Raw genomic sequence first — 26,416 nt, 5'->3', positions numbered from 1 at the left:
TGAAAGACTAACACTTTTTGATAGTAAAGTTCAATAGAAAGATAAAGGAGGCAACTTATTGAAAAAATCATTGGTATTAATCATGTTATTTGTTGGGGCCGTTTTTATATTTTCGGCATGTGAAAAGAAGGAAAAAATAGAAGAGGATGTGTTTTCAATGGAGAATATATTAGGTAATTGGGAGGGAGCAATTCAAATACCCGAAACACCTCTACCTATTACGATTCAGTTCGGAGAAAAAAATAGTACTATAAGTATCCCCGTTCAAGGGTTAAATGAATATCCATTAGAAAATGTGAAATTAACGGAGCCAGCACTCTCTTTCGATATGCTTATTCAGGGCCAGCGTATAGCCTTTGCTGGAAAGGTAATAAAGGATAATATCTCTGGAACATTTAAGCAGAATGGACAACAGTTCCCTTTTGAACTGACAAAAGCATCACCTGAATCTGTGATAGATAAAGGAGAAACTGTGAAAGTAAAAGTATCTGATGGAGAAATGGTCGGTGTTTTGGAAAAACCAGAAGGAAACGGACCTTTTCCTGTCATGATTATTATTGCGGGCTCTGGACCAACTGACCATAATGGTAATTCGATTCTGCTTCCAGGAAAAAACAATAGTTTGAAGATGTTAGCAGAAGACTTAGCAAAACAAGGGGTAGCAAGCATTCGGTACGATAAAAGAGGTGTTGGAGAAAACGCACATTTAGTAACGAAGGAAAATCTATTAACCTTTGATCAATATATTGATGATGTAGCGTCTTTTATCGAATATGCAAAAAATGATAAGTTGTTTTCTAAAATAGGTATCATTGGACATAGTGAAGGTTCATTAGTAGGAATGGTAGCCGCAAACAAAAAGAATATTGATGTATTTATTTCGATAGCAGGAGCAGGAAGACCGATTAACGAGGTATTAATCGAACAATTACAAGTTCAGCTGTCCGGAAATCTTTTAGAAGAATCTAAAACTATTTTAAGAAAATTAGCAAAAAAAGAACAAGTAGCAAATGTTAGTATGGAACTGCAAAGTATTTTTCGTCCATCAGTACAACCATATTTGATTTCATGGCTAGCATATAATCCTTCTGAAGAAATTCAAAAATTAAACTGTCTAGTATTAATAATAAATGGAACAAATGATATACAAGTACCAGTGTCAGATGCTGAAGCGCTTTATAACTCAAAAGTGGCTTCATCCTTATTAATAATCAAAGATATGAATCATATCCTTAAAGAAGCTCCAGCCAATAGAGAGGGGAATATCGGCACTTATTCGGATCCTAATCTCCCATTAGCAAAAGGACTTGTAGATGGTATTGTAGAATTCATAAAATAATAGGAGGTGTTAGTTTTGAGTACAGAAAAGGTGTTGTCATTAATAGATGTATCTAAAAGTTACGGAAATAAAAGAGTTTTGAAGGGTGTTAATTTAGAAGTTTTTAAAGGTCAAATTATAGGATATATTGGTCCGAATGGTGCAGGTAAAAGTACTACTGTTAAACTAATGCTAGGATTATTGAATGATTACAGCGGAAAAGTTGAAATATTCGGGAGCGATATATCAAATGGTGATATTAGTTACAAGAAAAGAATAGGGTACGTACCGGAAACGGCTGAATTGTATGAAAATTTAACCGCGTGTGAATATTTAACCTTCACTGGAGAACTTTATGGTTTGAAAAGTGAGGTTGCCGAGAAAAAAGCATTAAAATTAATGGAAGAGTTTAATCTAGAAGCAGTGTTTCATCAACGTCTATCTTCCTTTTCAAAAGGGATGAAACAAAAAGTGCTAATCATCTCCAGTTTGTTACATGATCCAGATTTATTATTTTTTGATGAGCCTTTAAGTGGATTAGATGCCAATAGTGTAATGGTAATTAAAGAAATACTAGCAAAACTTGCGTTACGAGGAAAGACTATTTTTTATTCCTCTCATATTATGGATGTTGTTGAGAAGATTAGTAACCGAATTGTATTGCTTGTAAATGGCACTGTAATTGCGGATGGAACATTCGATGAATTAAAAACTATCAACAGAGAAGGAACGCTCGAAAATATATTTAATCAGCTAACTGGCTTTACACAACATGCTGAAATAGCAGAAAGATTTGTGAATATTGTAAACGAGGAATCCACCCATGTATGAATTTAATTCTTTGAGAATCTTAGATCATTTTAAAGGGATTTTTAGGAAATTGGGCATAGATTATGAAGTAATGAGGAAGATAGTACAGTTAAAATTAACAATGGATAGTAGAAGAATGCCAACCATTTTTAATGGATCGAAAGTGAAAAAAGAGGGAAATCAATTTTTGAAATCTCTGTGGGTGTATGCGTTATACGGGCTTATACTATTGACCCCTTTTCTATTTTTAGGAAGCCAATATATATTTCTCATTAGTATAATGTTTAGTTTATTAATGTTTATATTAATGACATCGATGATATCTGATTTCTCAGCTGTTTTACTAGATATTCGTGATAAAAACATTATTCATACAAAGCCTATTAATACAAAAACTTTAAATGCAGCTAAAATAGTTCATATTTTAATATATATTTTTTTATTAACAGGGTCATTTGTAGGGATTCCATTAATAATTAGTATATTTACTAGTGGAATTAAATTTTTCTTTATATTTTTAATAGAAATTGTGCTTACTAGTTGCTTTGCTGTCGTATTAACTGCGTTTGTTTATTTATTTATTTTACGTTTTTTTAGTGGAGAAAAACTGAAGGATATAATAAATTATGTTCAAATTCTTTTAACGATTGGCATAATGGTGAGCTATCAGCTAGTAGCACGGTCGTTTGAATTTATAAATCTTAAAATAACGTATACATTTGAGTGGTGGCATTTATTATTACCCCCAATTTGGTATGGAGCACCTTTTGAGCTTATCTTAAACAAGGACTATTCAGCACATATTATAATATTATCTATTCTTGCATTCATTGCACCAATATTAGCTATACTATTCTATATTCGTTTAATGCCGGCATTTGAGCGAAATCTATCAAAATTGCTAAGTGATTCTACTACAAGAAAACAGAAATCTCGAAAAATTGATAAGTTCTGGGCACGAATATTATGCAAAACAGATGAGGAAAGAACTTTCTTCCTTTTTTCTTCACTTATGATGAAGCATGAACGCGAATTAAAATTAAAAATTTATCCTCAATTAGGCTTTGCCTTTATTTTCCCTTTAATATTTTTGTTTAATGAGATGAGGATACGATCATTGGATGAGATAGGAAAGGGAAATATGTATTTGGTAATTTATTTTAGCTTAATGATGATACCCACAGTTGTTCATATGCTTCAATTTTCTGGTACTTACAAAGGTAACTGGATATTCTTAGCTGCCCCAGTTCAAGATAAAGCATCTATCTATAGAGCTACGTTAAAGACATGCATAGTTAAATTCTTCCTTCCGGTATTTGTCATTTTAAGTGTCCTATTTATATGGTTATTTTCTATACGAATTTTGTCAGAATTATTAATAGTAATGCTTGTGGCAATTGTAATAACACTCATTTCCTATCAGATGTTGAATAGAGAGGTATACCCATTTTCAAACTCCCATGAGCACATGCAAGATGCGAGTGCATATAAAATCTTTGCTAGTATGTTAGTGATAGGTATGTTTGTATTAGTACATGTGATTGTTTCAAAAATACCTTATGGATTATATGGATATATGGCTATCTTAATAATTGGAATAATATTTGGTTGGAAAGCAGTGTTTCCAAAACAATCAAAAAAAGAGGTAATTAGGTGAAAATCAACAGTGAAATAGAGATTATTAATTTGATCAAGGAAGATGAATGGATGATGGAAATTTTAAATGCAGCAAAAAAATTAAAACTTCCTGATTGGTGGATTTGTGCGGGGTTTGTACGTTCAAAATTATGGGATACGATTCATGATTTCGAAAAAAGAACCCCATTATCCGATGTAGATGTAATCTATTTTGATTGTACAAACGTAGAGGAATCGAATGAAAAATCTATAGAAAAACAGTTAATAAAATGTATGCCGAATATTCCTTGGTCGGTGAAAAATCAAGCTAGGATGCATGTCATAAATAATTTGCCTGCTTATTCATCGGCCGTTGATGGGATTGCAAACTTTCCGGAGACGGCAACAGCACTAGGAGTGAAATTAGACGAAGAAGATAATGTACTATTAGCTGCACCGCATGGTTTTAATGATGTTATTCAATTGATGATAAAACCCACACCACGCTTTGAGACAACTAAAGAGTTGATTACCATATACGAGGATCGAATAAGAAAAAAGAATTGGTCTTCTATTTGGCCAATGATTTCAATTAGTAAAATGAGGAATGATTGATTGAAAAGAATATCACTTGTCATTTCTTTAGTTTTATTCATGATATGCATAGGGGCTTGTAATAAAGAAATACAAGAAACGAATACACTTGCTGAAGCAAAACTAACTGATAAAGAAAAGTTTCTATTATCTTCTACAAGTGATAAATCATTTGTGTTTGATTACAAGGTAGATAAAAAATATAAAAAAGTCTCTCTATGGGTGGAGAAATATGAGTTTGGAAAACTGATAGAAGAAAAACTAAATAGTATAGTAACTGAAATTGATAATGAAGGAACGATTATTTTTTCTATTTCTCCAACGCTTGTAGATCAAAAAGAGTCAACTTTTAATATAAGCGTTGGAAGTGAAAGCGGCCATAGTGGTAGCAGTACACAACAAATAATGCCAACAGTGTTGCAAAGTACTTGGGCGACTAATCCATCGGAAAGTGTTCAAATATCTGATAAGATGGTTCTTGCTAGTATTTGTTACTCTAATGGTCAAGGTATGAGTTCTCTTTCAAAAGATTTTTATTCGAAAATAGACAATCGCTTAAATGAAATTAAAAATTACGATGTTGTATATGTTTTAAGAGCGGAGTTTCTCAAGGAATAAGGAAGTAAAAAAGTAGCCTCAATTGAAATGAAGCCGTGAGCAGACGAAATTACATTTTCGTCTGCTTTTAAAAGAGTAGGAAAGAATCTTTTCTCTTATTACCTAAAATTTAGGCAACACGTCTCCACGTATTCCAAGATTGCGACGGACAAACATCCGTAACAAGATCCACGAAAATTCCTACGGTAATAGTGTAGTCATGCTTAGTCCAAAGTACTTTGGAAATGTTAAAGACAAGTTATACTTAAAAGACACTACCACTTTTTTCATTTTATATCTGTAATAACGGTAACATGCGGATGTCTCTTTAATACTGTAATGGGAAACTGTTCCGTAATTTCATCTCCAAGTAAAGCCTCTATTGCCACACGTTTTTTTTCTCCAAAAGCCAGTAAAATGATTTTCTTCGCATTCATAATAGAAGAAATACCCATAGTAAAAGCTCTAGTAGGTATATTTTCGTTTTTATCAAAATATTGACTATTCACTCCAAGTGTAGAATCAGTTAGATTGGCCACATGGGTTACAGAGTCAAAAGAAGTGCCAGGTTCATTAAATGCGATATGGCCATTTTCCCCCACACCTAAAAATTGAATATCTAATGGATGTTCATTTAATTTATTTTCATATCTAATACATTCTAATTCTAGATCTTCAGCTAGTCCGTTTTGGATATATGTATTTTTAAATTGTTTTTTGGAAAATAAATGTTCCTTCATGAAAAAAGCATAGCTATTTTTATTTGTAGGAGCTAAACCGACGTATTCATCCAAGTTAAAAGCGGTAACTTTGGAAAAATCTAAAGAGGATTCGATAATACTTTTATAGATAGGAATCATTGTACTTCCCGTTGCTAGACCTAATCTATTCAATGAATTTGCATTTAAATCGTTTGTTAGCCTGTCTATTGCATGAGAAGCTGCTTGTTGTTGACTATCTACATGAATTATTTCAAAAAATGGCATTCTAATACCTCGCTATTCTATTTATATAATAAGTGTATTTGTAAACTTTCAAAAGGTCAATCATCTATCTTATCAAAAAATATGAACCCATTGGGCGTATAGTGCATATGATGTTATGACTTGAATACAAGGAGGAAAAAAATGAAACATTTACGACAGATAGTGACGAAAGCTGTTATTGCTAAAGGGAAAAAGAGAACGGAATCAGCTGAAATTCTGTGCCCGCCAAATACGCCATCTAGTATTTTAGGATGTTGGGTTATTAACCATACGTTTCAGTCTAAAAAGCATGGGAAATTCGTAGAGGTAACAGGGAAATTTGATATAAATGTTTGGTATGCTCATCATGACCATTCCAAAACATCTGTTTTTACCGAAACAATTAATTACAAAGACAGAATAAAATTAAGCTATCGTGATAAAGATTCTACTGGTGAAGAAGTTCATGTACGTGTTATTCAGCAACCAAATTGCACTGAAGCAATAATTAATTCGGGAGGAACTAAATTTCAAGTAACAGTAGAACGTGAACTTCTCGCTGAAGTTGTAGGGGAAACAACAGTATGCATCCAGGTTCACGATCAGGATTTCGAAGAAGAGTGGGCGTTCGATGAAGAAAGTTCCTCTAGTTCTTCTAACTCATCTAATTCTTCAAATGATAATTCTTCCTCCTCACTTTAAAAGCCGGCTAGTATTTCCGGCTTTTTTTCTTTATATTTTGCTATAATAAATAGAGAAGTTTAGAAGAGAGAAGGAAAGAAAATGATTACACATACTCCAATGATGCAACAATATCTGAAAATAAAAGAAGACTATATAGATGCATTTTTATTTTTCCGATTAGGCGATTTTTATGAGTTATTTAATGATGATGCAATAAAGGCTGCCGCCATTTTAGAAATAACGTTAACAAGTCGAAAGGATAATATTCCAATGTGTGGTGTACCACATCATGCGGCGCAGAATTATATTGAATTACTCATTAGTAAAGGACATAAAGTGGCGATTTGTGAGCAAGTAGAGGATCCAAAAGTTGCAAAGGGCGTTGTAAAAAGAGAAGTTGTACGGTTAATAACCCCTGGAACGATTATTGAAGGAAAAACTATGCACAACAAGACGAATTTTTTCATTGCGTCTGCAGATTTGCTACCTTCAAATGAAGTAGCATTTTCTTACCTAGATGTTTCCACTGGGGATGGTTTTACAACTATATTACATGGTGATGAAAAAGAAGTTGTGCAAGAAATATTGTCTATACAAGCGAAAGAATTGATTGTAAGTGAACAGTTGTATGTACTGATTAACGACTTATCAGAGTTACATGAATTTACATTATCAATTGAACAAGAAGAGTTGAATAATGAGGAAGCAGAAAAATATGTAGAAAATCATCCAAAAGAAACACATCGAACGGTCAAACGATTATTACAATACATTCAAAAAACGCAAAAGCGATCTCTTTTACATATTCAGCCTTTCGCATTTCAAAGAAGAGATTCCTTTTTAGCCATTGATTATCATTCGAAAAGAAATTTAGAGCTTATTTCTTCTATTCGCAATGGAGACCAAAAAGGAACATTACTATGGTTATTAGATGAAACGATAACTGCTATGGGCGGACGAAAACTGAAACAATGGATTCATCAGCCACTTGCAGATAAAAAAAATATAGAAGCACGTTTAGAAATCGTAACGAGCTTTTTGGAAGATTTTATGCTTAGAGAAGAAATAAAAGAAGCATTTAAAGAAGTATATGATTTAGAGCGATTAGTAGGGAAAATAGGGTTTGGAAGTGCAGGAGGAAGAGATCTTGCACAATTACGACAATCACTTTCTAAAATTCCAATGATAAAGCAGGTTTTATTAGAATCAAACGATGATGCACTAATTACTTTAGGACAAGCAATTGAGGATTGCCAAGATATTTGGAGAAAGTTAGAAACAGCTATTAGTGAAAATCCCCCTGTTTCTGTGAAAGATGGTGGAGTGATAAACAATGGATACAACAATCGTTTAGATCAACTCCGTGATGCTTCTGTTAATGGTAAAAAGTGGATAGCTGAGTTAGAACAAAAAGAACGAGAACTTACAGGTGCTAAGAATTTAAAAATAGGGTATAACCGAGTATTCGGTTATTATATTGAGTTAACGAAATCGAATATTCACTTTGCAGATGAGGAAAGGTATGTTCGAAAACAAACATTAGCAAATGCTGAGCGCTATATTACAGATGAATTGAAAGAGAAAGAGTCACTCATCCTTTCTGCGGAAGACGAAAGTTTATTGCTAGAATATGAGTTATTTACACAATTAAGAGAAGAAATAAAAGAGTATATTCCTCGCGTCCAGAAACTTGCAAAACAAGTGAGTGAATTAGATGTATATATTTCTTTTGCGCAAGTATCGGAAAAACATCGATTAACAAAACCAAATTTTCACGAAACAAATGCAATGGTTATTAAAGAAGGAAGACATCCTGTAGTTGAAAAAATGATGAATAATCAGTTGTATGTACCAAATGATTGTGTTTTGACAGAAGATGAAAATATGTTGTTAATAACTGGTCCAAACATGTCTGGTAAAAGCACTTTTATGCGACAAGTAGCAATTACAGTAATTATGGCTCAAATTGGTTGTTATGTTCCTGCTGAATCTGCAAATCTACCAATTGTCGATAAGATATTTACTCGCATTGGTGCTGCAGACGATTTAGCAGGAGGACAAAGTACATTTATGATTGAGATGATGGAATCCCAACATGCTATTATGAATGCTACAAGTAAGAGTTTGCTGCTTTTTGATGAAATTGGCCGTGGAACATCTACTTATGACGGGATGAGTCTAGCACAATCGATGATGGAATATATTCATGACCATATTGGTGCAAATACTTTATTTTCAACTCATTATCATGAGTTAACCGATCTAGAACAAACACTGTCTAAACTGCGAAATGTGCATGTTTCTGCTACTGAAAAAGATGGAAAAGTGGTATTTCTTCATAAATTAAAAAAAGGTCCAGCAGATAAAAGTTATGGTATTCATGTTGCCGAACTAGCACAGCTTCCGAAAGAAATTATTATAAGAGCAAGAGAGCTTTTAGTGACATTTGAGCAAAAAGATAAACAGGAAAAATCCATTTCTGGGGTAAACGATACACAGCTATCCCTTTTTGACGAATTACAAGTAACACATACTGATTCTAAAAAAAATGATGATAATTCATCGGAAAAGATTGTGAAAAAACTCAAAAAGATTAACATCTCCGGCACAACACCATTAGAAGCATTACAACTATTATATGAACTGCAAAACGAATTAGAATAACCAAAAAAGTAGGTGAAGAATATGGGGCAAATCATCGTGATGGAAGAACTACTTTCCAATAAAATAGCAGCGGGAGAAGTAGTGGAACGTCCCGCATCCGTAGTAAAAGAGTTAGTGGAAAACGCCATTGATGCTGAAAGTACATCCATTGAAATAGTGCTCGAAGAAGCTGGATTAGCAAAAATACAAGTAACTGATAATGGGAAAGGAATGGATGAGGAAGATGCTGTCCAATCTTTTTCACGACATGCCACTTCAAAAATTACAACGGAACATGATCTATTTAGAATCCGTTCATTAGGTTTCCGGGGAGAAGCACTAGCGAGTATTGCCTCTGTATCAAAAATTAGTTTATGGACGTCCGATGGAGAAAACATTGGGACAAAAGTGGAACTTGAAGGAGGACGTGTACTTTCCTGCGCACCGGCACCAATTAGACGAGGTACGGATATTGTTGTAAATCAATTATTTTTTAATACACCAGCTCGATTAAAATATTTAAAAACAATTCAGACAGAGTTAGGTCATTCTATTGACTTAATTAACCGATTGGCAATTAGTTTTCCGTCAATTGCCTTCAAATTATCAAATAATAACCAAACTATTGTTCAAACGACCGGACGAGGAGATTTAAGGCAGGTTCTTGCCTCAATTTATGGTGTATCTAATGTGAAAAAAATGATTGGTTTTGAAAATGAGTCCGCTGATTTTCATATTTCTGGTTTTGCCACGTTACCGGAAATTACCCGAGCATCTAAAAACTATATTACAATTCTTGTGAACGGGCGTTGGGTAAAGCATTATGGTTTAAATAATGCAATTGTAGATGCTTATCATACTTTGTTACCAATAGGAAGATTTCCGATTGTAGTATTAAATATTGAAACAGACCCAATGCTCACGGATGTAAATGTGCATCCAGCAAAGCATCAAATTAGATTAAGTAAAGAAAAGGAATTAATGGAGCTTGTTAGAACAACAATTCGTTCCGTTATTCATAAAGTACAACAACCACCGAAAATTACAGAAAAGCCTGAAGTTAAAAAACAACCGAGTATTCAGTTTGACTTTTTTAAACAAACGTATCAAGCCCCACCTGAAGCAATAACAAAAACAGATACAGAAGAAACTGAGCTACCATCGATAGTAAAAGAGGATTTAGAGCCTCTTTTAGAAGAAATAGAGGTAGAAGAATATATAGAAGAATTTAAAGAGGAGAAAAAGCCCTTTCCAGATTTACATGTAGTAGGACAAATACATGGAACATATATTGTTGCGCAAAGTGATGATGGCTTTTACTTAATAGATCAACATGCAGCACAAGAACGTATCAAATATGAATTCTTCAAAGAAAAGGTTGGGGAAGTAAGTGCAAGTGAACGGCAAGCATTATTACTTCCACTTACTTTTCACTATTCTTTAGATGAATCTTACCGCATAAAAGATTCATTAGAGGAACTAAAAAATGTCGGCATATATTTAGAAGAATTTGGTTCATCTAGCTTTGTTGTAAGAGAGCATCCATCTTGGTTTCCAAAAGGAAGTGAAACCAAAATTATTGAAGGTTTAATTGAGCAAGTATTAACGAATCGAAAAACAGATATTAAAAAGCTTAGAGAAGATGCTGCGATTATGATGAGCTGTAAACTATCCATCAAAGCTAATCACCATTTAACTACTAGAGATATGGAGCAGCTATTAGAAAGTTTAAAAAATGCGCAACATCCATTAACATGTCCACATGGTCGACCAGTAATCGTTCATTTTACTACGTATGAAATTGAAAAGATGTTCAAGCGGGTAATGTAGGAGGGATTTTTTTGGGGAAATATATTTTATCAATCGATCAAGGAACTACAAGCTCACGAGCAATACTATTCGATAAACAAGGAAATATGGTACATTCTGCTCAAAAAGAATTTACCCAATATTTTCCAAAACCGGGTTGGGTTGAACATGATGCGCAGGAAATTTGGGGATCTGTCTTGTCTGTTATAGCTGCAATTTTAACGGAAAGTGGTACCCAACCAGAAGATGTTCATGCGATAGGTATTACCAATCAAAGAGAGACAACTGTAGTTTGGAACAAAAAGACGGGTAAGCCTGTTTATCATGCGATTGTTTGGCAATCCAGACAAACGCAAGAAATTATTGATCAATTAAAAAAAGAGAAATTGGAATCTTTTTTTAAAGATAAGACTGGATTAATGCTGGATCCATATTTCTCTGCTACGAAAGTAAAATGGATTTTAGATCATGTAGAAAATGCTAGAGAACAAGCTGAAAACGGAGAACTTCTTTTTGGCACTATTGATACTTGGCTTATCTGGAAATTATCTAATGGAAAGGCACATGTTACGGACTACTCCAATGCATCTAGAACGATGCTTTATAACATATATGAACAGTGCTGGGATGAAGAAATATGCAAAAAATTAGATATACCGATGAACATCCTACCTTCTGTAGCTTCTTCATCCGAAGTTTATACGCAAACAGATTCTAGCGTGTTCTTTGGGAAAGAAATTAATATTGCTGGAGCGGCAGGAGATCAACAAGCTGCACTTTTTGGCCAATGTTGTTTCGAAAAAGGGATGGCTAAAAACACATATGGAACGGGTTGTTTTATGCTACTTAATACGGGAGAAGTAGCTGTTTCATCTCATTCAGGATTGCTAACAACGATTGCTTGGGGACTGAATGGAAAAGTAACTTATGCTTTAGAAGGTAGCGTTTTTGTAGCTGGATCTGCTATCCAATGGTTGCGGGATGGTCTTCGAATGTTACAAAATGCATCCGAGTCTGAAAACTATGCAAAAAGAGTAGACTCTACAGAAGGTGTATATATTGTTCCAGCATTTGTTGGGCTAGGTACCCCTTATTGGGACTCGGATGCAAGGGGGGCAATTTTCGGCTTATCACGAGGAACTACGAAAGAACATTTCATCCGTGCTACACTTGAATCCCTTGCTTACCAAACAAAGGATGTACTGCAAACTATGGCACAAGACTCTGGAGTAAGTGTAGAAGTGCTCCGTGTAGATGGTGGGGCAGTGAGTAACGAATTTCTCATGCAATTCCAATGTGATTTGCTCAACTTGCCGATAGAACTCGCAAAGTTGAATGAAACAACGGCGCTTGGAGCGGCATTTCTAGCAGGCTTAGCAACAAAATTTTGGCAAGATGAATTTGAATTATTAAAGATGCGAGAAAGTCAAAAAAAGTATGAACCAAAAATGGATGAAGTGAAAAGAACTAATTTATACGAAGGCTGGAAAAGAGCTGTCGCAGCAACAAGAGTATTCAAACCAATAGAAGAAGGAGTCTAGTAAATGAAATCTTCATTAGAGCGTGAACAAATATTTAACACCTTAAATTTTTATGAATTCGATGTATTAGTTATTGGAGGAGGCATTACGGGTGCCGGCATAGCTTTAGACGCAGTTACAAGAGGGATGTCTGTAGCTCTTGTAGAAATGCAAGATTTTGCAGCCGGGACTTCTAGTAGATCGACGAAGTTAGTGCACGGTGGTTTACGTTATTTAAAGCAATTTGAAGTGAAAATGGTGTCAGAAGTTGGGAAAGAAAGAGAAGTAGTATATGAAAATGCAGTCCATGTTACCGAACCTGAATGGATGCTTCTACCATTTCACAAAAAAGGTACTTTTGGTCCGATGACAACTTCAGTCGGCTTAAAAGTATATGACTTTTTAGCCAAAGTGAAAAAAGAAGAAAAGAGACATATGTTATCGCCTGAAGAAACCCTAGAAAAAGAACCGTTATTAAAAAGCACAGGATTACTTGGCGGTGGATATTATGTAGAATATCGGACAGATGATGCACGTTTGACTTTGGAAGTTATTAAGAAAGCGATTGAAAAAGGTGCAGTATGTTTAAACTATGCAAAAGTAAGGTCCTTTGTATATAACGATAATAATGATGTTGTTGGCGCAGAGGTAATCGATCAAATAAATAATAAGAAAATAACAATTCATGCTAAAAAAGTGGTAAATGCAGCTGGCCCTTGGGTTGATTCTGTCCGAGCGCTTGATGCAATGGATAATAATAAAAAATTAAGACTGACAAAAGGTGTTCATATAGTAATCGATCAACTATATTTTCCTCTTCAGCAAGCTATTTATTTTAATGCACCGGATAAACGAATGATATTTGCAATTCCTCGCGAAGGAAAAACATATGTAGGTACTACAGATACTTTTTTTGAAGGAGATATACAAAATCCTGTAGCGACAAAAGAAGATATTCAATACTTATTAAAAGCGATACAAGATATGTTCCCACATGTTCATATCTCCGAAAAAAATGTAGAGTCTACTTGGGCAGGTGTAAGACCGCTTATTTATGAAGAAGGCAAAGACCCTTCCGAAATTTCCCGAAAAGATGAAATTTGGCAATCGAATTCTGGTTTGATTACAATAGCAGGTGGTAAACTGACAGGATATCGTAAAATGGCTGAATCTATTGTTGATTCAATATCCAAACAACTAGGTGATTACAATTATGGGCCATGTGTGACAAAGCACTTAGAACTTTCTGGAGGAGACATTGGTGGATCGGAGAATTTTCCGGCTTTTGTTGCAAACAAAGAAAGATTAGCGCTATCTTATGGTTTATCTTTTGAAGAAGGAAGAAGATTAGCTAAATTGTATGGATCAAATGTTGATAAAATATTTAAATATGCACACTTGTTAAAGACTACATCCGATTCAAGTTTACCGCTAAGTCTATTAGCACAAATTTATTATGCAGTACATGATGAGATGGCATATTCCCCAGTAGACTTTCTCGTGCGAAGAACTGGTATGCTTTACTTTAATATAGAGCAATACAAAACTTATAAAGATGAAGTTTTACAAGTAATGAATAATCTGTTGAATTACTCGGAACAAGAAACGGTAAAATATCAAAGCCAACTAGATAAACTTCTTATGCAAGCGACTTTAGGATGGAGTTGAATAGCGTATTGAAATCAATTTTAGAAGTAGAAATGTCAGATGGTCATCATATTCATGTAGTGAAATATTCTCCAAAACAATCACCTATTGGCCATATACATTTATTACACGGTATGGCGGAACATATTGAGCGATATGATGAATTTGCACTATTTCTAGTGGAAAAAGGCTATATTGTTAGTGGTCACGACCATAGAGGGCATGGTAGAACTGTTGAGAAAAATGGACAACAAGGTTATTTTGCTAAAACTAATGGATTTGAGCGTGTAACAGAAGATGTTCGAGAAGTATTATTAAAAGTTCGAGAAGATATGGTGGAGATACCACTAATACTATTTGGACATAGTATGGGTTCATTTGTTGCCCGAAGATATATGCAAAAATACAGTGATTCACTATCCAAAGTAGTCATTTGTGGCACTTCTTTTAGTCCAGGTGTCCTTGGAGATGTTGGGTCGATAATTGGAAAAATTGCTTCTAAATTTCAGACACCAATAACAGAAAGTAAATTACTCAATAATTTATCTTTTGGTGGGTTTAATAAAAAGATTAAAGATGCCGTGTCAACATTTGATTGGTTAAATACTGATAAAACAGAAGTTAAAAAATATATAGACGATCCAATGTGTGGGTTTATCCCAACCAATCAATTTTATATTGATTTGTTTTACGGCCTAAAGACAATTCATAAAACTGGAGAGATTGCTCGTATTAGAAAAGACTTGCCGGTTTTACTCATAAGTGGTGAAGAGGATCCAGTTGGTAAAAATGGAGAAGGTATATTTAAAGTAGCGAAAGGTTTGACGAATGCTGGAATGAAAAATGTAACTGTACATTTAGTAGAAAATGCAAGACATGAAATTTTATTAGAAAAAAATAAAAAAGATACATTTAATATTATTGTAAAATGGATGATGAATAATGAGTGAAAGACCTTTTGTCATAGCAATTGTAGGTCCGACAGCTGTCGGAAAAACAGCGCTTAGTATAGAATTAGCAAAAGCTTGTAATGGTGAGGTTATTAACGGGGATTCTATGCAGGTATATCGTGGATTGTCTATTGGAACTGCTAAGATTAATTCAGATGAGATGGAAGGTGTTCCCCACCATTTATTAGATATAAAAGATCCAACAGAAAGTTTCTCAGTAGCTGAATATCAAAAACTTGTTCGCCTAAAAATAGACGAAATTGCTTCTCGTGGTCGTGTGCCAATTATTGTGGGAGGAACAGGGCTTTATATACAATCGGTACTATATGACTTTAGGTTTACTGAACAACCTAAAACAAATAGTGACTTATTAAAGGAATTGGAACAGCTATCATCAGAAGTGTTATTCGAAAGACTAAGCAAGTTAGATCCAATCGCTTCAACTGAAATTCATCCGAATAATATTCAAAGGGTTATGAGAGCGATCGAACGAGTGGAATTAAGTGGGAAAAGAAAAGATGAGATTGAACAAAATCAAGGAAATGAGAAGGTATATCCACATTATATCATTGGACTTTCTATTGATCGTGGACTGCTCTATGAAAGAATAAATAAAAGAGTGGAAATAATGTTGGGAAAAGGGTTACTTCAAGAAGTAAAAGGGCTACATGAGCAAAATATCCGAAATGTTCAATCCATTCAAGCTATCGGTTATAAAGAGATTTATGATTTTCTGGATGGGCATATAACTTTCGAGGAATCAATTGATAACTTGAAGCAAAATTCGAGAAGGTATGCCAAACGCCAACTAACTTATTTTCGAAATAAGATGGATATCCATTGGTATAATCCATTTACAGATTCGGAAAGAATTATTAAAGAAATTCAAACAATTTTGCAGGAGATAAGCGAATAATATCGAATATTAGTTATGGAGAATCTTTTAACGCAAAATGTAAATGGGGGTATTGGGATGAAACCAATAAATATTCAAGATAATTTTTTAAATCAATTAAGAAAGAATGATATTTTTGTAACCGTATTTTTATTAAATGGTTTTCAGTTGAAAGGTATTATAAAATCATATGATAATTTTACTGTGTTGCTAGAATCGGAAGGTAAACAGCAGTTAATTTATAAGCATGCCATTTCAACTTTTGCTCCCTCTAAATCAATTAATATTAATGTGGAATAGAGAATTACTGCATGCATTACTCTATATCTGAATGATAATCCTCGATGGGTTGGAAATGGTTTAGTTGACATCTAGAAATGTTCCTATTACTATTTGTAGGAATATACATGGAAAGTGGCGATAAAAAATGAATTTTATTACGACTGAAGAATTGTTACAAAAAATAGATGCTGGAGAACAATTCAGCATTATAGATGTACGTGAAAATGAAGAAGTAGCAAATGGTATGATACCAGGGGCGAAACATATTCCACTTGGACAAGTAGATTCAAGTCTAGGTCAAATTGATAAGTCTGTACCTCACTATATTATTTGTAAAGCAGGCGGACGAAGTGCGATGGCATGTGAAATTCTAGAGGAAAATGGATTTACAGCAACGAATGTAGTTGGCGGAATGCTCGAATGGGATGGCGAATTACAGTTTTAAGTTTTGAAGAGAAAGGCTAATTTCATTTTGGAATTAGTCTTTTCTATTTGTATATGAAAACAAGAGTGCAGGAGAGATTGAAATGAATTTTATAACTACATTATCAAAAGAAGTATTAGAGCTAGCGGAAAATACAGAGGCGAAAATCACATCTTTTCAACAAGATGTTGAAAAAATTGCATTTAATAATCAGCAAAAAGTAATCAACGCATTTAAATTACATCATGTAAGTGATCATCACTTTCATCCTTCTACTGGTTACGGATACGATGATGAAGGTCGTGATACATTGGAAAAAGTATATGCATCAACATTTGGTGCAGAAGCAGCTCTTGTTCGACCACAAATCATCTCAGGTACACATGCGATTTCTATCAGCTTATTTGGTTTATTGAGACCGAATGATGAATTACTATACATAACTGGAAAGCCTTACGATACACTTCAGTCGATTGTGAGCGGAGAAGGGGAAGATACAGGATCTCTAGCTGATTTTGGGATAACCTATAGGCATATTGATTTATTGGAAACAGGGGCAGTTGATTGGGAAAACGTAGAAACCGCAGTGAAAGAAAATACAAAAGTGATTGCCATACAACGGTCGAAAGGGTATGCAGTCCGACCATCTTTTACAGTGGAACAGATTAAGGAAATGGTTAAAAAAATTAGAGCGATAAAAGAAGATGCAATCATTTTTGTAGATAATTGCTATGGTGAATTTGTCGAAGAACTAGAACCAACGAATGTCGGGGTAGATTTGATGGCAGGTTCACTTATAAAAAATCCTGGTGGAGGTCTTGCTAAAACTGGAGGTTACATTGCAGGGAAAAGCGAATTCGTGACGAAATGCGCTTACCGAATGACTTCCCCAGGAATTGGTGCAGAAGCAGGTGCTTCTCTAAATACCCTTCTAGATATGTACCAAGGATTTTTTATGGCACCGCATATAGTTTCACAAGCTGTTAAAGGCGCCATTTTTACTTCTGCATTATTGGAGGAAGTTGGTATGATAACAGAACCACATTATACAGAGAAAAGAACGGATCTTATTCAATCTGTTTCTTTTCAAACGTCGGATCAAATGATTCAATTTTGTAAAGCAATTCAATTACATTCCCCTGTTAATGCTCAATTTGCACCGGAGCCTGCGTATATGCCAGGTTATGAGGATGATGTTATTATGGCTGCAGGAACTTTCATTCAAGGATCTAGTATGGAATTAACAGCAGATGGACCAATTCGTCCTCCATTCACAGCTTTTATACAAGGTGGATTAACATACGAACATGTTAAATATGCTATTTTAGGTGCAGTCCAAACATTGAATAAATAAGTATTTACGCCACTTTCATGATTGGAAGTGGTTTTTTAGAGATAAGAAACTCACATTACGAAAGCCACCATCTTCCCGTGAAAAAGCTTCAACTTTAAACCGGTATTATTTTGATTAAAATTGGATCCCTATCTATTTTGTATATGAATAAAGCCGCTGTTTTCATGCAAAAGTATACAAATTATTATGCCGGGTACAGGTTGATTTCCGCTGCAGGCGGACGCTTTCCAGGGGGCAAGTATCAAGCCGATTCGGCCCAACACGAAGTTGGTCACAAAGGCGTTGCCACACGATGTGGCGATCTTAGCCTTTGAACAATTGAAGGCTCAGTCCAGGGTCTTGATTTACTTGCTAATCCCCTAGGAGTCGCCGCCTTCCACTCCAATCAACTAAATATAAACTTTTATGTAGAGATATGCTGATGAAGAATAGGAAGCATGCAATCAAATAAAGAATTGTAATAACTCCCGAAATTGTATCTTTGGGAGTTTCCTGTATTTGTAAGAAAGGATATTTTCTTTTATTGTCCAAAAAGGGTTTAAAATTATTAATAAAGTTGGAGGAGAGTGATGTGCAGACGACGGCCATAAGATTCCCGAAAAGAGAGGCAGGTCGTGGCTTTAGTAACGACCTTCCTCTTCCATAATTTTGGGAAATGATATAGCCCGAGTCTGCTTAAAGCCTCCCGAAAACGATTGAAAAGAGGTTTTGTACTTAAAGGGTGCTTCTGCCTTTTTTTTATTGAAATTTTTTCATGTTAGTTTATCTGACGTAAGGTTGACAGTAAAGTTTACATGACGTATAGTATTAGCATATCCAACTGGGGGTGCAGTGATGGAAAAGGAATGGAGACGGTCGATGCCGTTGTTATCCATGAATATAGTGATGCAGTTAACAGGATTAACAGCAAGGCAAATTCGTTATTATGAAGAGCATGAGCTAGTCCAACCTGCACGAACGGAAGGGAAGCAACGTATGTTTTCACTGGATGATATCGATATTTTATTAGAGATAAAAGATATGATATCAACTGGAGTAAACATTGCGGGTATTAAACAAATCTTTGAAATGAAAAAAAATCCAACTTCCAACAAAGAAGTGCAACAAGCTATTTCTGATGCACAATTAAGAGCGATCTTCAGAGAAGAGATGCAAATTGCGCAAAGCCATCAACGCACTTCACTAAGACATGGGAACCCTCTCGCTTTTAATGTTAAGGCGAGGTTCATAAATAAAAATCAATAGGAGAGTGAAATAATGAGCAAGTATACAAAAGAAGACATTAAAAAATTCGTTCAAGAAAATGAGGTGAATTTTATTCGTCTTCAGTTTACTGACATCCTTGGTACGATTAAAAACGTTGAAATTCCAGTGAGTCAGCTCGATAAAGCTCTCGACAATAAAATGATGTTTGATGGATCATCTATTGAAGGGTTTGTTCGCATTGAAGAATCGGATATGTACTTAGTACCAGATTTAAATTCATGGGTAGTGTTTCCTTGGATTGCAGGGAAAGGGAAAGTAGCTCGATTAATCTGTGACGTAAATAGTGCAGATGGAACTCCATTTGCAGGAGACCCACGTAATAATTTAAAACGAATTCTCAAAGAGATGGAAGAGCTAGGATTTACAAGTTTTAACTTAGGGCCAGAACCTGAATTTTTCTTATTTAAACTAGATGCACAAGGCGAGCCAACGCTTGAACTAAATGACCATGGTGGTTACTTTGACTTAGCACCAGTAGATTTAGGGGAAAACTGCCGTCGTGATATCGTACTTGAGCTTGAAGAGATGGGTTTTGAAATTGAAGCATCTCACCATGAAGAAGCTCCTGGACAACACGAGATCGATTTTAAATATGCAGATGCATTAACTGCCTGTGATAACATCCAAACATTTAAGTTAGTAGTAAAAACAATTGCTCGTAAACATGGTTTACATGCAACGTTTATGCCAAAACCACTTTTTGGAGTAGCTGGATCTGGAATGCACTTTAACGTTTCCCTATTTAAAGGTGATGAAAATGCATTTTTTGATGAATCCGCTGAAAATAAAATGAGTGAAACTTCTATGCAATTTATGGCAGGGGTATTAAAGCACGTACAAAGTTTTACAGCTATTACAAATCCTACAGTAAACTCATATAAACGATTAGTTCCAGGTTATGAAGCTCCTTGTTATGTTGCTTGGTCGGGTCAAAATAGAAGTCCTTTAATTCGTATTCCTTCTTCAAGAGGCTTAAGCACTCGTATTGAAGTTCGCTCTGTAGACCCATCTGCAAATCCATACCTTGCTATGGCGGTTATTTTACAAGCTGGACTTGATGGTATTAAAAACAAATTAACACCACCACCTGCAGTGGATCGCAATATTTATGTCATGACCGAAGAAGAAAGAAATGAACATGGTGTCTACAATTTGCCATCTTCACTTCATTCAGCAATTCAGGAACTTAGTAAAAGTAAAATAATACGTGGTGCGCTTGGTGAGCATATTTACGCAAACTTCGTAGAAGCAAAAGAGATTGAATGGGATATGTTTAGAACAACCGTTCACCCATGGGAACGTGAACAGTATTTGAAGATGTATTAATAGTAAAGCGTTGGGGCTCTGGGCTTCCAACGCTTTTTCTTTTGAGTTATAAAGTGGTTCGTGGTAGCTTTTTAAAAACCTACCACATTTATACTACAAAATTATTCAATTTCTTTCATATACTCTTCAAATTTCTCGATTGATCTTGCTGCCATCTTCTTCTAAACATGGGCTTATACATCTGAGGTTATTTGCATCGAGACATGGCCAAATCGTTCCTGCACAAATTTCATATCAGCTCCGGCTTCTAATAACATTACTGCGTGGGTATGGTATGTGGAATGAATGGGCAATGAAGGAAGATCGATTTCCTCTAAAAAAAGTGGAGATTTAGTTAAAGGTGTTCCGTTCTCTCGATACAAAACAAGATTTAATTTTTATGATGTTAAAGAACTTCTAACACTATTTTCGCCATTCCTGATATTGAATAAAAGTAGCCCCGCTCACTTAAATGTGGGTGTGGCTTTTTGTTATGTCTCTTTTTGTCGAACGATTTCGATAGAAATATAATTTAGTTAAACTATACTTAATTTAGACTCTTTTAAGTCTTTATTAAGAAATGGTCCTTTCGTATGAGTGGGTCGTTTTTAAAAAATAGCTTTCTTAAAGATTATTGTTGATTTTCTGGATAAACTACCGGAGCAGGTTAGTTGAATAAGTGGTGGATTAACGATCTGATTGGTGAATATTTTCAATTAGAGAGAAATCAAGAAATTTATTTTAAGACTATCATATTTATTCTGTTGATAAAGGAGATTCGTAATTTGCAATTTATAATCGAAGTTATTATTGTTTTATTTATTCACCTTCCTCTTACTATTTTGATACATGAAATGGGCCATGCAATCGGAATATTAACTTCATCCAAAAAAGCTGAGGCAGATATTATTTTTGGTTCACTAAGTAAAGAGAAGAAACTAAAGTTTAAAATTGGTAGAGTAAATTTTTATGTAACAATGGCTTTTTCGGGATTTTGTTGTGTTGCTAATATAGAAGAACTAGCGCCATTTTCAAACAGACAAGAATTAATTATAGATAGTGGAGGACCTTTAGCTTCTTTAGTTGGATCTATATTATTTTTGGGTAGTTCTTATTTATTTTCCGAAGAATATACAACCTTTTTAGATGACGCTGCTTTCATTAATTTTATAATGTTTATTATAAATGTATTACCTTACACATTTCCTTCTTATAACAGACATATAGGGGGCTATCCCACTGATGGTTTGAGAATTCTTAATGTTATTAAAGAAATGAGAAAAAATAAAATAATAAACTAATTTAAAAAGATTCATTTTATTGAAGCAATGAAGGATAAGAGGACCTACTTAAGAGAAATGTTAGGTTCTCGAACTAACGCGTGCATTATTCAAAGAGCGTAGGGTTGCTAAGTCAGCTCTTTTTTGTTCAACTAAAGCAGCAGTTGTGCGGCCGAGCATAGGTCGTATCATATAGCGGGTGGGATTCCTGTCGAGTAAGAACTAGCTATATTTAGCTGTTTTTGATTGCTTAATGAAATGTGAAAACACATATAAAATATGATTGATTTCACCTAGTTTTATACAGGTATATGTTCCGAACAACCGTTCACCCATGGGAACGTGAACAATATTTGAAAATGTATTAATAGTAAAGCGTTGGGGCTCTGGGCTTCCAACGCTTTTTCTTATGAATTATAAAGTGGTTCGTGGTAGCTTTTTAAAAACCCACCACATTTATACCACTAAATTATTCAATTTTGCATATACTCTTCAAATTTCTCGATTGATCTTGCTGCCATCTTCTTCTAAACATGGGGGTATACATCTGAGGTTATTTGCATCGAGACATGGTCAAATTGTTCCTGCACAAATTTCATATCAGCTCCGGCTTCTAATAACATTACTACATGGGTATGTCGTGATGAGTGAATGGGCAATGAGGGATGATAGAAGCATCGTAATAAAAAACAAATTGCAACAATGTAGAACCGTTCCAATCGGGGGGGGGTCTCCTTTTATTATATCAAATCAAAAACGTAGCAAAAGCTCGTATTTTTCTTATTATTTTTTGAAGTTTATATTTTGAGAGTTTTTTGAGAGTAGAGTCTGATAAAGTGAAAAACGGAAAAAGTTTAAGTGTATATACAATTGAAATAAATTGTGATAAACTTTTTTGAAAATAGTAAGAAAGTAGTGGTGTATGAAATGAAAACTGTTTCAAAAATACTAATGTTTGTTAGCTTTACGGTTTTTCTGTTTGTTTTTCAATCATCGTTTGCATCAGCAAAAGATTTATCAGTAGTAACAGTAGGAAAAAGTGATCATATTGAGGAATTAGTGGTTTCTGAAGATTCAATCATAAATGCTGAGAGTAGTATAGTAATTCCTAAATTGATAATTAAAGATGGTGCTGAGATTGTTGAAGTAAACGCGACTGTTGCTAATCTTGAAGTGGCTTCTAAAAACAAGGTAGTACTTAATGGTAAAGGTGATACTACCAATATAATTATTACAACTGGTAACGAAGTTATTTTAAATGCAACTGGGAATATTAGTAAAATCGAAGTAATCAATAAAGATGCAAGATTAGTAGTAAGTGAAGGAACAAAAATAGCAAAATTAATAATACCTGAAGGTTCAAAAGTAACGGATGTTATTACTAATTACGTACAAGTGAAAGATAGGTTTGCGAACATAAGTGATGGTACAGTAACACCAAAACGAACACCAAAACCAAAACCAACACCAGAACCAAATCCAGAACCAAATCCAAAATCTGTAACAAAAATTATTTCAATGAATAACAGTGTAGTTCAAGTGGATGAGTTGACTGGATTCATATCAGTTAACGCTACTGCAAAAGTCTCTGAAATTAAAGCCGTAATAGTTTCCACCAATGGTACTGATCAAAGTTATTCAATTAGAAAGAATATTGGTGATGATAATTTTGACTATACAGATTCAGATACAATATCTACTATCTATGTATCTTGGTTGGATGTGTTAGCTGAAGATGGTTCGACAAAAGGTCAATATTTAATAAACGTTATCCAATAACAAATCGAGAACGTCAACCTTGGCGTTCTTGAATTTTAATGAATCGTCTTCTTGCATTCGTTTATAAGGTTTAACAACATCTATACAAGGGTTATCAGTAATCTTTTTATCTTGTTTCCGCCTGTTTCATGCAATTATACACACAATTGTGTGCTTTTAAGACCGTATAATTGCCAGCATAAAAAACCAATTAGCTAAAGAGAAAGCGGAAGCTAATAAAATGACAAAATAAAATATTTCATCCATTTATTTCATAGATATGATATATTTACTTTAGAAATAATGGGAGGGATATTTATGTTTAAAAAGATTATTTATGTAATGCTTTTTTGTTTACTATTGGTTGGTTGCAATGCTGGAGCTAGCGGAACTAAATCAAAGATAAGTTTGGAATCCTATGTTGAAGCTTTTGAAAAAGAAGGCATAAAGGTAGACACAGAAAAACCTATGTTTAGTTTAATTGGTGCGAAAGATGGCATTATTTTTGATTATGATAAGAAAGTTGCAATTTATGAATTTGACTCTGAAAAATCTATAAAAACAGCAGAAGAGTCCTTATCAATGATGAAAGAATGGGAAAGAAACGGATTGTTTGTCTTAGAAACAAACGATGAAAAATCGAAAGAAATATTTAAAAGCGTTAAATAATTATTGGCATCCTTTCATAGGGTGCCTTTTATTATGGAGAAAGGGGGGGGATTAGGTGAACGGTGTTTAAACCTCAATAGCATTAAAAGATAAATTAACGGGTCCGCTAATGAAGATGATGAAGGTTATGGTTAGCACGATAAGAGTCGTGGAGAAAATAGATGCACCAGCGAATAATATCGAATAAAAGGGCCTAGCAAATGGACAAAAATCGATTCAGTCAGCAACAGCAGGTATGGAAAGCTTTTGTCTTTTTCCAACTTCTAAAAGCTCTCGTTTTTATTAAGTTTGTTAACTAATAATTTAATTTTTTTAAAAATATCGGGACTAAAGAAAGGGGTATGCTCTACCTAATTAACTATGGATTATTATTTTGTTAAACCGATAAAAATATAAAGAGGTTAGAGGGGTTATTATGGATATAAATGAATTAATGAAAAAAATTAATGAAGGTATGGAAAACTTCGATTTGGTTTCGGCAAGAAAGTATATAGAAGAAAATATTGAATTAATTGATGAGAATAGACATCTTTTAAGAAGTAATGCTAGATCGTTGTTTGAAATTTTGAAAGACAATACTAACTCTGTGATCAACCCATTAAATCGAAAAGAATTAAATGTGATACATTCCATTAATGCTTATGCTACAAAATTTGATATTAGAGGATTAAAAATGTCGGTTAAAAATAATTCGGAACTTTTGATAAGAAATGATATAAAGCACTATTTAAACGAAGATGCGAAAACTTTATTAATCGGAATGAATGCTCTTTATCTCGATGAATAAGTGTAAATATAAAAAATGATTTTGAACGTCGTGAAGGCGTTCTTTTTGTTTTACGTAGTATTATTTTAGAGGTGGAATGTACCATTTGGATGGTAAGTTAGTAATATGTTTTTTGCTCGTCCTTTTGAAGAATCGTCAAAGCCTCACATAAAAGGTTATATCTAAAAGTATTTGTTCTTTAATGTTAGAGCTATCACATTTATGATAATCGACTATTAAATGACTAAGCTCACTTTCAATAAAAACCATAGGTCTTTTTCCTTCCAGTGGTTCTTATTGATTAATTTTATTCTGTACTATTTTTAGGGGAAAAATTAATCAAGTTTAGTTGATCATCACTTTCTAACGAAAATTTCCTGTAAGAAAAGAGTAAATCAAAGCAACCGAAATAATTTCTTCGGTTGCTTTTAACTGCGTTAAGGCAGGGTCTTGTCTCTAATTATCCAAACCATATCCAACATGACACCGTATCTTTTAAGTTGGCGACAGACAAACAACTTCCAGTGGAATAAATGAATCGTGAAGTAAGGTGGTCACTTCACGAGCCTTAAAAGTTACCTCGGTAATAGTGGGGTCGTTATATAGTCCAAACCACTCAATTACGTGTGATATCAAAGTGCACTTAAAGGGAGCGTATACTTTTCTGTTTTATTGATTTTGGATATATCTGTAGTTTAATTGCTATTGATGTAAAACGAGAAACGCTTCTTTAAACTTTTTAGCAAACGATAAGGGCGGTTCCACGGATTGAAAATGTACATATAAAATAGTAGGGTTCATGAAAGTCCAATGGTTATGGATAGCGCTAACTATTAAATTATTTTTAACTAGAATTCTAACAAATGCGGTTAATTCTTCCTGAAGAACAGCTACCTCACCGAGATTTAGCGCATTCCCTTCATAATCTAATGACTCAAATGTTATTCCGGCAGGAAGTGCACTTCGGCTAGGGCGTCCTTGAATGGTGACAATGAGATTTCGTTCCTTTTCTACTGAACAAAACCCTTGCTTAATGCTGGCTGTTCCGTTAACAATTTGTGCATATTCTTGGCAAATAGCTCTAAAGTTCTCCGTGGACAAACCTCCTAATAATAGTAATGTGAAAAAAGCCAACAAAATAGGTTGGCTTTAACCACTTTGAATTAATCTTGCTGCAATGACGATTGTTGATAGTGTTGTGAGACTTTTGCCCAATGTTTTAGGGAATGCGGAATCACATGAAAAGGACTCATTTTCAACTGG

General features: G+C 34.3%; 24 protein-coding genes and 1 pseudogene. 22 read left to right on the top strand and 3 right to left on the bottom strand.

Features of this window, described 5'->3' with window-relative positions; genetic code table 11:
• Positions 1 to 58: 58 nt before the first annotated feature.
• From ACFVR1_RS09390 to ACFVR1_RS09370, 5 genes are read left to right on the top strand one after another with little or no spacing between them, the layout of a single operon-like run.
• Complete coding sequence (locus tag ACFVR1_RS09390) at positions 59 to 1,339, top strand: alpha/beta hydrolase family protein (protein WP_387583376.1); 1,281 nt, start codon at positions 59 to 61, stop codon at positions 1,337 to 1,339.
• A gap of 15 nt (positions 1,340 to 1,354) precedes the next feature.
• Positions 1,355 to 2,149, top strand: a complete 795-nt coding sequence (locus ACFVR1_RS09385) for an ABC transporter ATP-binding protein (RefSeq protein WP_387583373.1) — start codon at positions 1,355 to 1,357, stop codon at positions 2,147 to 2,149.
• Entirely contained in the window at positions 2,142 to 3,785 is a 1,644-nt protein-coding gene (locus ACFVR1_RS09380) for a hypothetical protein (protein WP_387583371.1), read from the top strand. The genes ACFVR1_RS09385 and ACFVR1_RS09380 overlap by 8 nt, the downstream gene beginning before the upstream one ends.
• Positions 3,782 to 4,360 carry a nucleotidyltransferase family protein gene (locus ACFVR1_RS09375; RefSeq protein ID WP_387583369.1) on the top strand — a complete coding sequence of 193 codons (579 nt, stop codon included), beginning with the start codon at positions 3,782 to 3,784 and terminating at the stop codon, positions 4,358 to 4,360. The genes ACFVR1_RS09380 and ACFVR1_RS09375 overlap by 4 nt, the downstream gene beginning before the upstream one ends.
• The gene (locus tag ACFVR1_RS09370; RefSeq protein WP_387583367.1) at positions 4,361 to 4,957 is read left to right on the top strand and encodes a hypothetical protein; all 597 of its coding nucleotides are present in this window, start codon (positions 4,361 to 4,363) and stop codon (positions 4,955 to 4,957) included.
• Positions 4,958 to 5,223: 266 nt separating this feature from the next.
• Here ACFVR1_RS09370 and ACFVR1_RS09365 read toward each other — a convergent pair whose 3' ends face one another.
• The gene (locus ACFVR1_RS09365) at positions 5,224 to 5,922 is read right to left on the bottom strand and encodes a glucosamine-6-phosphate deaminase (RefSeq protein WP_387583365.1); all 699 of its coding nucleotides are present in this window, start codon (positions 5,920 to 5,922) and stop codon (positions 5,224 to 5,226) included.
• Positions 5,923 to 6,063: 141 nt separating this feature from the next.
• Here ACFVR1_RS09365 and cotE point away from each other — a divergent pair, with 141 nt between their 5' ends.
• The 13 genes from cotE (at position 6,064) to ACFVR1_RS09300 (ending at position 21,981) form a co-directional block, all read left to right on the top strand.
• The gene (gene cotE, locus ACFVR1_RS09360; RefSeq protein WP_387583362.1) at positions 6,064 to 6,603 is read left to right on the top strand and encodes an outer spore coat protein CotE; all 540 of its coding nucleotides are present in this window, start codon (positions 6,064 to 6,066) and stop codon (positions 6,601 to 6,603) included.
• Between the two features lie 81 nt (positions 6,604 to 6,684).
• Positions 6,685 to 9,249 (top strand): DNA mismatch repair protein MutS, encoded by a 2,565-nt coding sequence (gene mutS / locus ACFVR1_RS09355; protein WP_387583360.1) that lies wholly within the window; start codon positions 6,685 to 6,687, stop codon positions 9,247 to 9,249.
• A 21-nt stretch (positions 9,250 to 9,270) separates the two neighbouring features.
• Positions 9,271 to 11,058 carry a DNA mismatch repair endonuclease MutL gene (gene mutL, locus ACFVR1_RS09350; RefSeq protein ID WP_387583358.1) on the top strand — a complete coding sequence of 596 codons (1,788 nt, stop codon included), beginning with the start codon at positions 9,271 to 9,273 and terminating at the stop codon, positions 11,056 to 11,058.
• An 11-nt stretch (positions 11,059 to 11,069) separates the two neighbouring features.
• Entirely contained in the window at positions 11,070 to 12,578 is a 1,509-nt protein-coding gene (gene glpK, locus ACFVR1_RS09345) for a glycerol kinase GlpK (RefSeq protein WP_387583356.1), read from the top strand.
• A gap of 3 nt (positions 12,579 to 12,581) precedes the next feature.
• Positions 12,582 to 14,225, top strand: a complete 1,644-nt coding sequence (locus ACFVR1_RS09340) for a glycerol-3-phosphate dehydrogenase/oxidase (RefSeq protein WP_387583354.1) — start codon at positions 12,582 to 12,584, stop codon at positions 14,223 to 14,225.
• A gap of 8 nt (positions 14,226 to 14,233) precedes the next feature.
• A complete protein-coding gene (locus ACFVR1_RS09335; RefSeq protein WP_387583351.1) occupies positions 14,234 to 15,154 on the top strand; it encodes an alpha/beta fold hydrolase in 921 nt (306 codons plus the stop codon).
• Positions 15,147 to 16,070, top strand: a complete 924-nt coding sequence (gene miaA, locus ACFVR1_RS09330) for a tRNA (adenosine(37)-N6)-dimethylallyltransferase MiaA (RefSeq protein ID WP_387583349.1) — start codon at positions 15,147 to 15,149, stop codon at positions 16,068 to 16,070. Before ACFVR1_RS09335 ends, miaA begins: the two co-directional genes overlap by 8 nt.
• Before the next feature lie 57 nt (positions 16,071 to 16,127).
• Complete coding sequence (gene hfq / locus ACFVR1_RS09325; RefSeq protein ID WP_387583347.1) at positions 16,128 to 16,349, top strand: RNA chaperone Hfq; 222 nt, start codon at positions 16,128 to 16,130, stop codon at positions 16,347 to 16,349.
• 127 nt (positions 16,350 to 16,476) lie between these two features.
• Positions 16,477 to 16,776, top strand: a complete 300-nt coding sequence (locus ACFVR1_RS09320) for a rhodanese-like domain-containing protein (RefSeq protein ID WP_387583345.1) — start codon at positions 16,477 to 16,479, stop codon at positions 16,774 to 16,776.
• 82 nt (positions 16,777 to 16,858) lie between these two features.
• The gene (locus ACFVR1_RS09315; RefSeq protein WP_387583343.1) at positions 16,859 to 18,109 is read left to right on the top strand and encodes a methionine gamma-lyase family protein; all 1,251 of its coding nucleotides are present in this window, start codon (positions 16,859 to 16,861) and stop codon (positions 18,107 to 18,109) included.
• 834 nt (positions 18,110 to 18,943) lie between these two features.
• Positions 18,944 to 19,354 (top strand): MerR family transcriptional regulator, encoded by a 411-nt coding sequence (locus tag ACFVR1_RS09310; protein WP_387583341.1) that lies wholly within the window; start codon positions 18,944 to 18,946, stop codon positions 19,352 to 19,354.
• Between the two features lie 12 nt (positions 19,355 to 19,366).
• Positions 19,367 to 20,701 (top strand): type I glutamate--ammonia ligase, encoded by a 1,335-nt coding sequence (gene glnA / locus ACFVR1_RS09305; RefSeq protein ID WP_387583339.1) that lies wholly within the window; start codon positions 19,367 to 19,369, stop codon positions 20,699 to 20,701.
• 650 nt (positions 20,702 to 21,351) lie between these two features.
• Positions 21,352 to 21,981 carry a zinc metalloprotease gene (locus tag ACFVR1_RS09300; protein ID WP_387583337.1) on the top strand — a complete coding sequence of 210 codons (630 nt, stop codon included), beginning with the start codon at positions 21,352 to 21,354 and terminating at the stop codon, positions 21,979 to 21,981.
• A gap of 506 nt (positions 21,982 to 22,487) precedes the next feature.
• Here ACFVR1_RS09300 and ACFVR1_RS09295 read toward each other — a convergent pair.
• On the bottom strand, positions 22,488 to 22,619 hold the full coding sequence (locus ACFVR1_RS09295) for a tyrosine-type recombinase/integrase (RefSeq protein ID WP_387583908.1): 132 nt from the start codon (positions 22,617 to 22,619) through the stop codon (positions 22,488 to 22,490).
• 268 nt (positions 22,620 to 22,887) lie between these two features.
• Here ACFVR1_RS09295 and ACFVR1_RS09290 point away from each other — a divergent pair, with 268 nt between their 5' ends.
• From ACFVR1_RS09290 to ACFVR1_RS09280, 3 genes are all read left to right on the top strand, one after another.
• Positions 22,888 to 23,739, top strand: a complete 852-nt coding sequence (locus ACFVR1_RS09290) for a hypothetical protein (RefSeq protein ID WP_387583334.1) — start codon at positions 22,888 to 22,890, stop codon at positions 23,737 to 23,739.
• 297 nt (positions 23,740 to 24,036) lie between these two features.
• Complete coding sequence (locus ACFVR1_RS09285) at positions 24,037 to 24,387, top strand: hypothetical protein (protein WP_387583331.1); 351 nt, start codon at positions 24,037 to 24,039, stop codon at positions 24,385 to 24,387.
• Between the two features lie 415 nt (positions 24,388 to 24,802).
• Positions 24,803 to 25,174, top strand: coding sequence for a hypothetical protein (locus ACFVR1_RS09280; RefSeq protein WP_387583329.1), 372 nt, complete (start codon positions 24,803 to 24,805; stop codon positions 25,172 to 25,174).
• Positions 25,175 to 25,855: 681 nt separating this feature from the next.
• Here the strand turns inward: ACFVR1_RS09280 and ACFVR1_RS09275 are convergent.
• Positions 25,856 to 26,254 (bottom strand): DUF1259 domain-containing protein, encoded by a 399-nt coding sequence (locus ACFVR1_RS09275; RefSeq protein WP_387583326.1) that lies wholly within the window; start codon positions 26,252 to 26,254, stop codon positions 25,856 to 25,858.
• 67 nt (positions 26,255 to 26,321) lie between these two features.
• Between ACFVR1_RS09275 and ACFVR1_RS09270 the strand changes: the two are divergent.
• Positions 26,322 to 26,416, top strand: a pseudogene (locus ACFVR1_RS09270) (tRNA (guanosine(37)-N1)-methyltransferase TrmD); the annotation flags it as partial.

Source organism: Psychrobacillus sp. NPDC058041, from assembly GCF_042885655.1.
In the GTDB taxonomy this organism is placed as follows: Bacteria; Bacillota; Bacilli; order Bacillales_A; family Planococcaceae; genus Psychrobacillus.
Note: the sequence above shows the minus strand (reverse complement) of the source record. Positions and strands in the feature narration are given on the sequence as shown.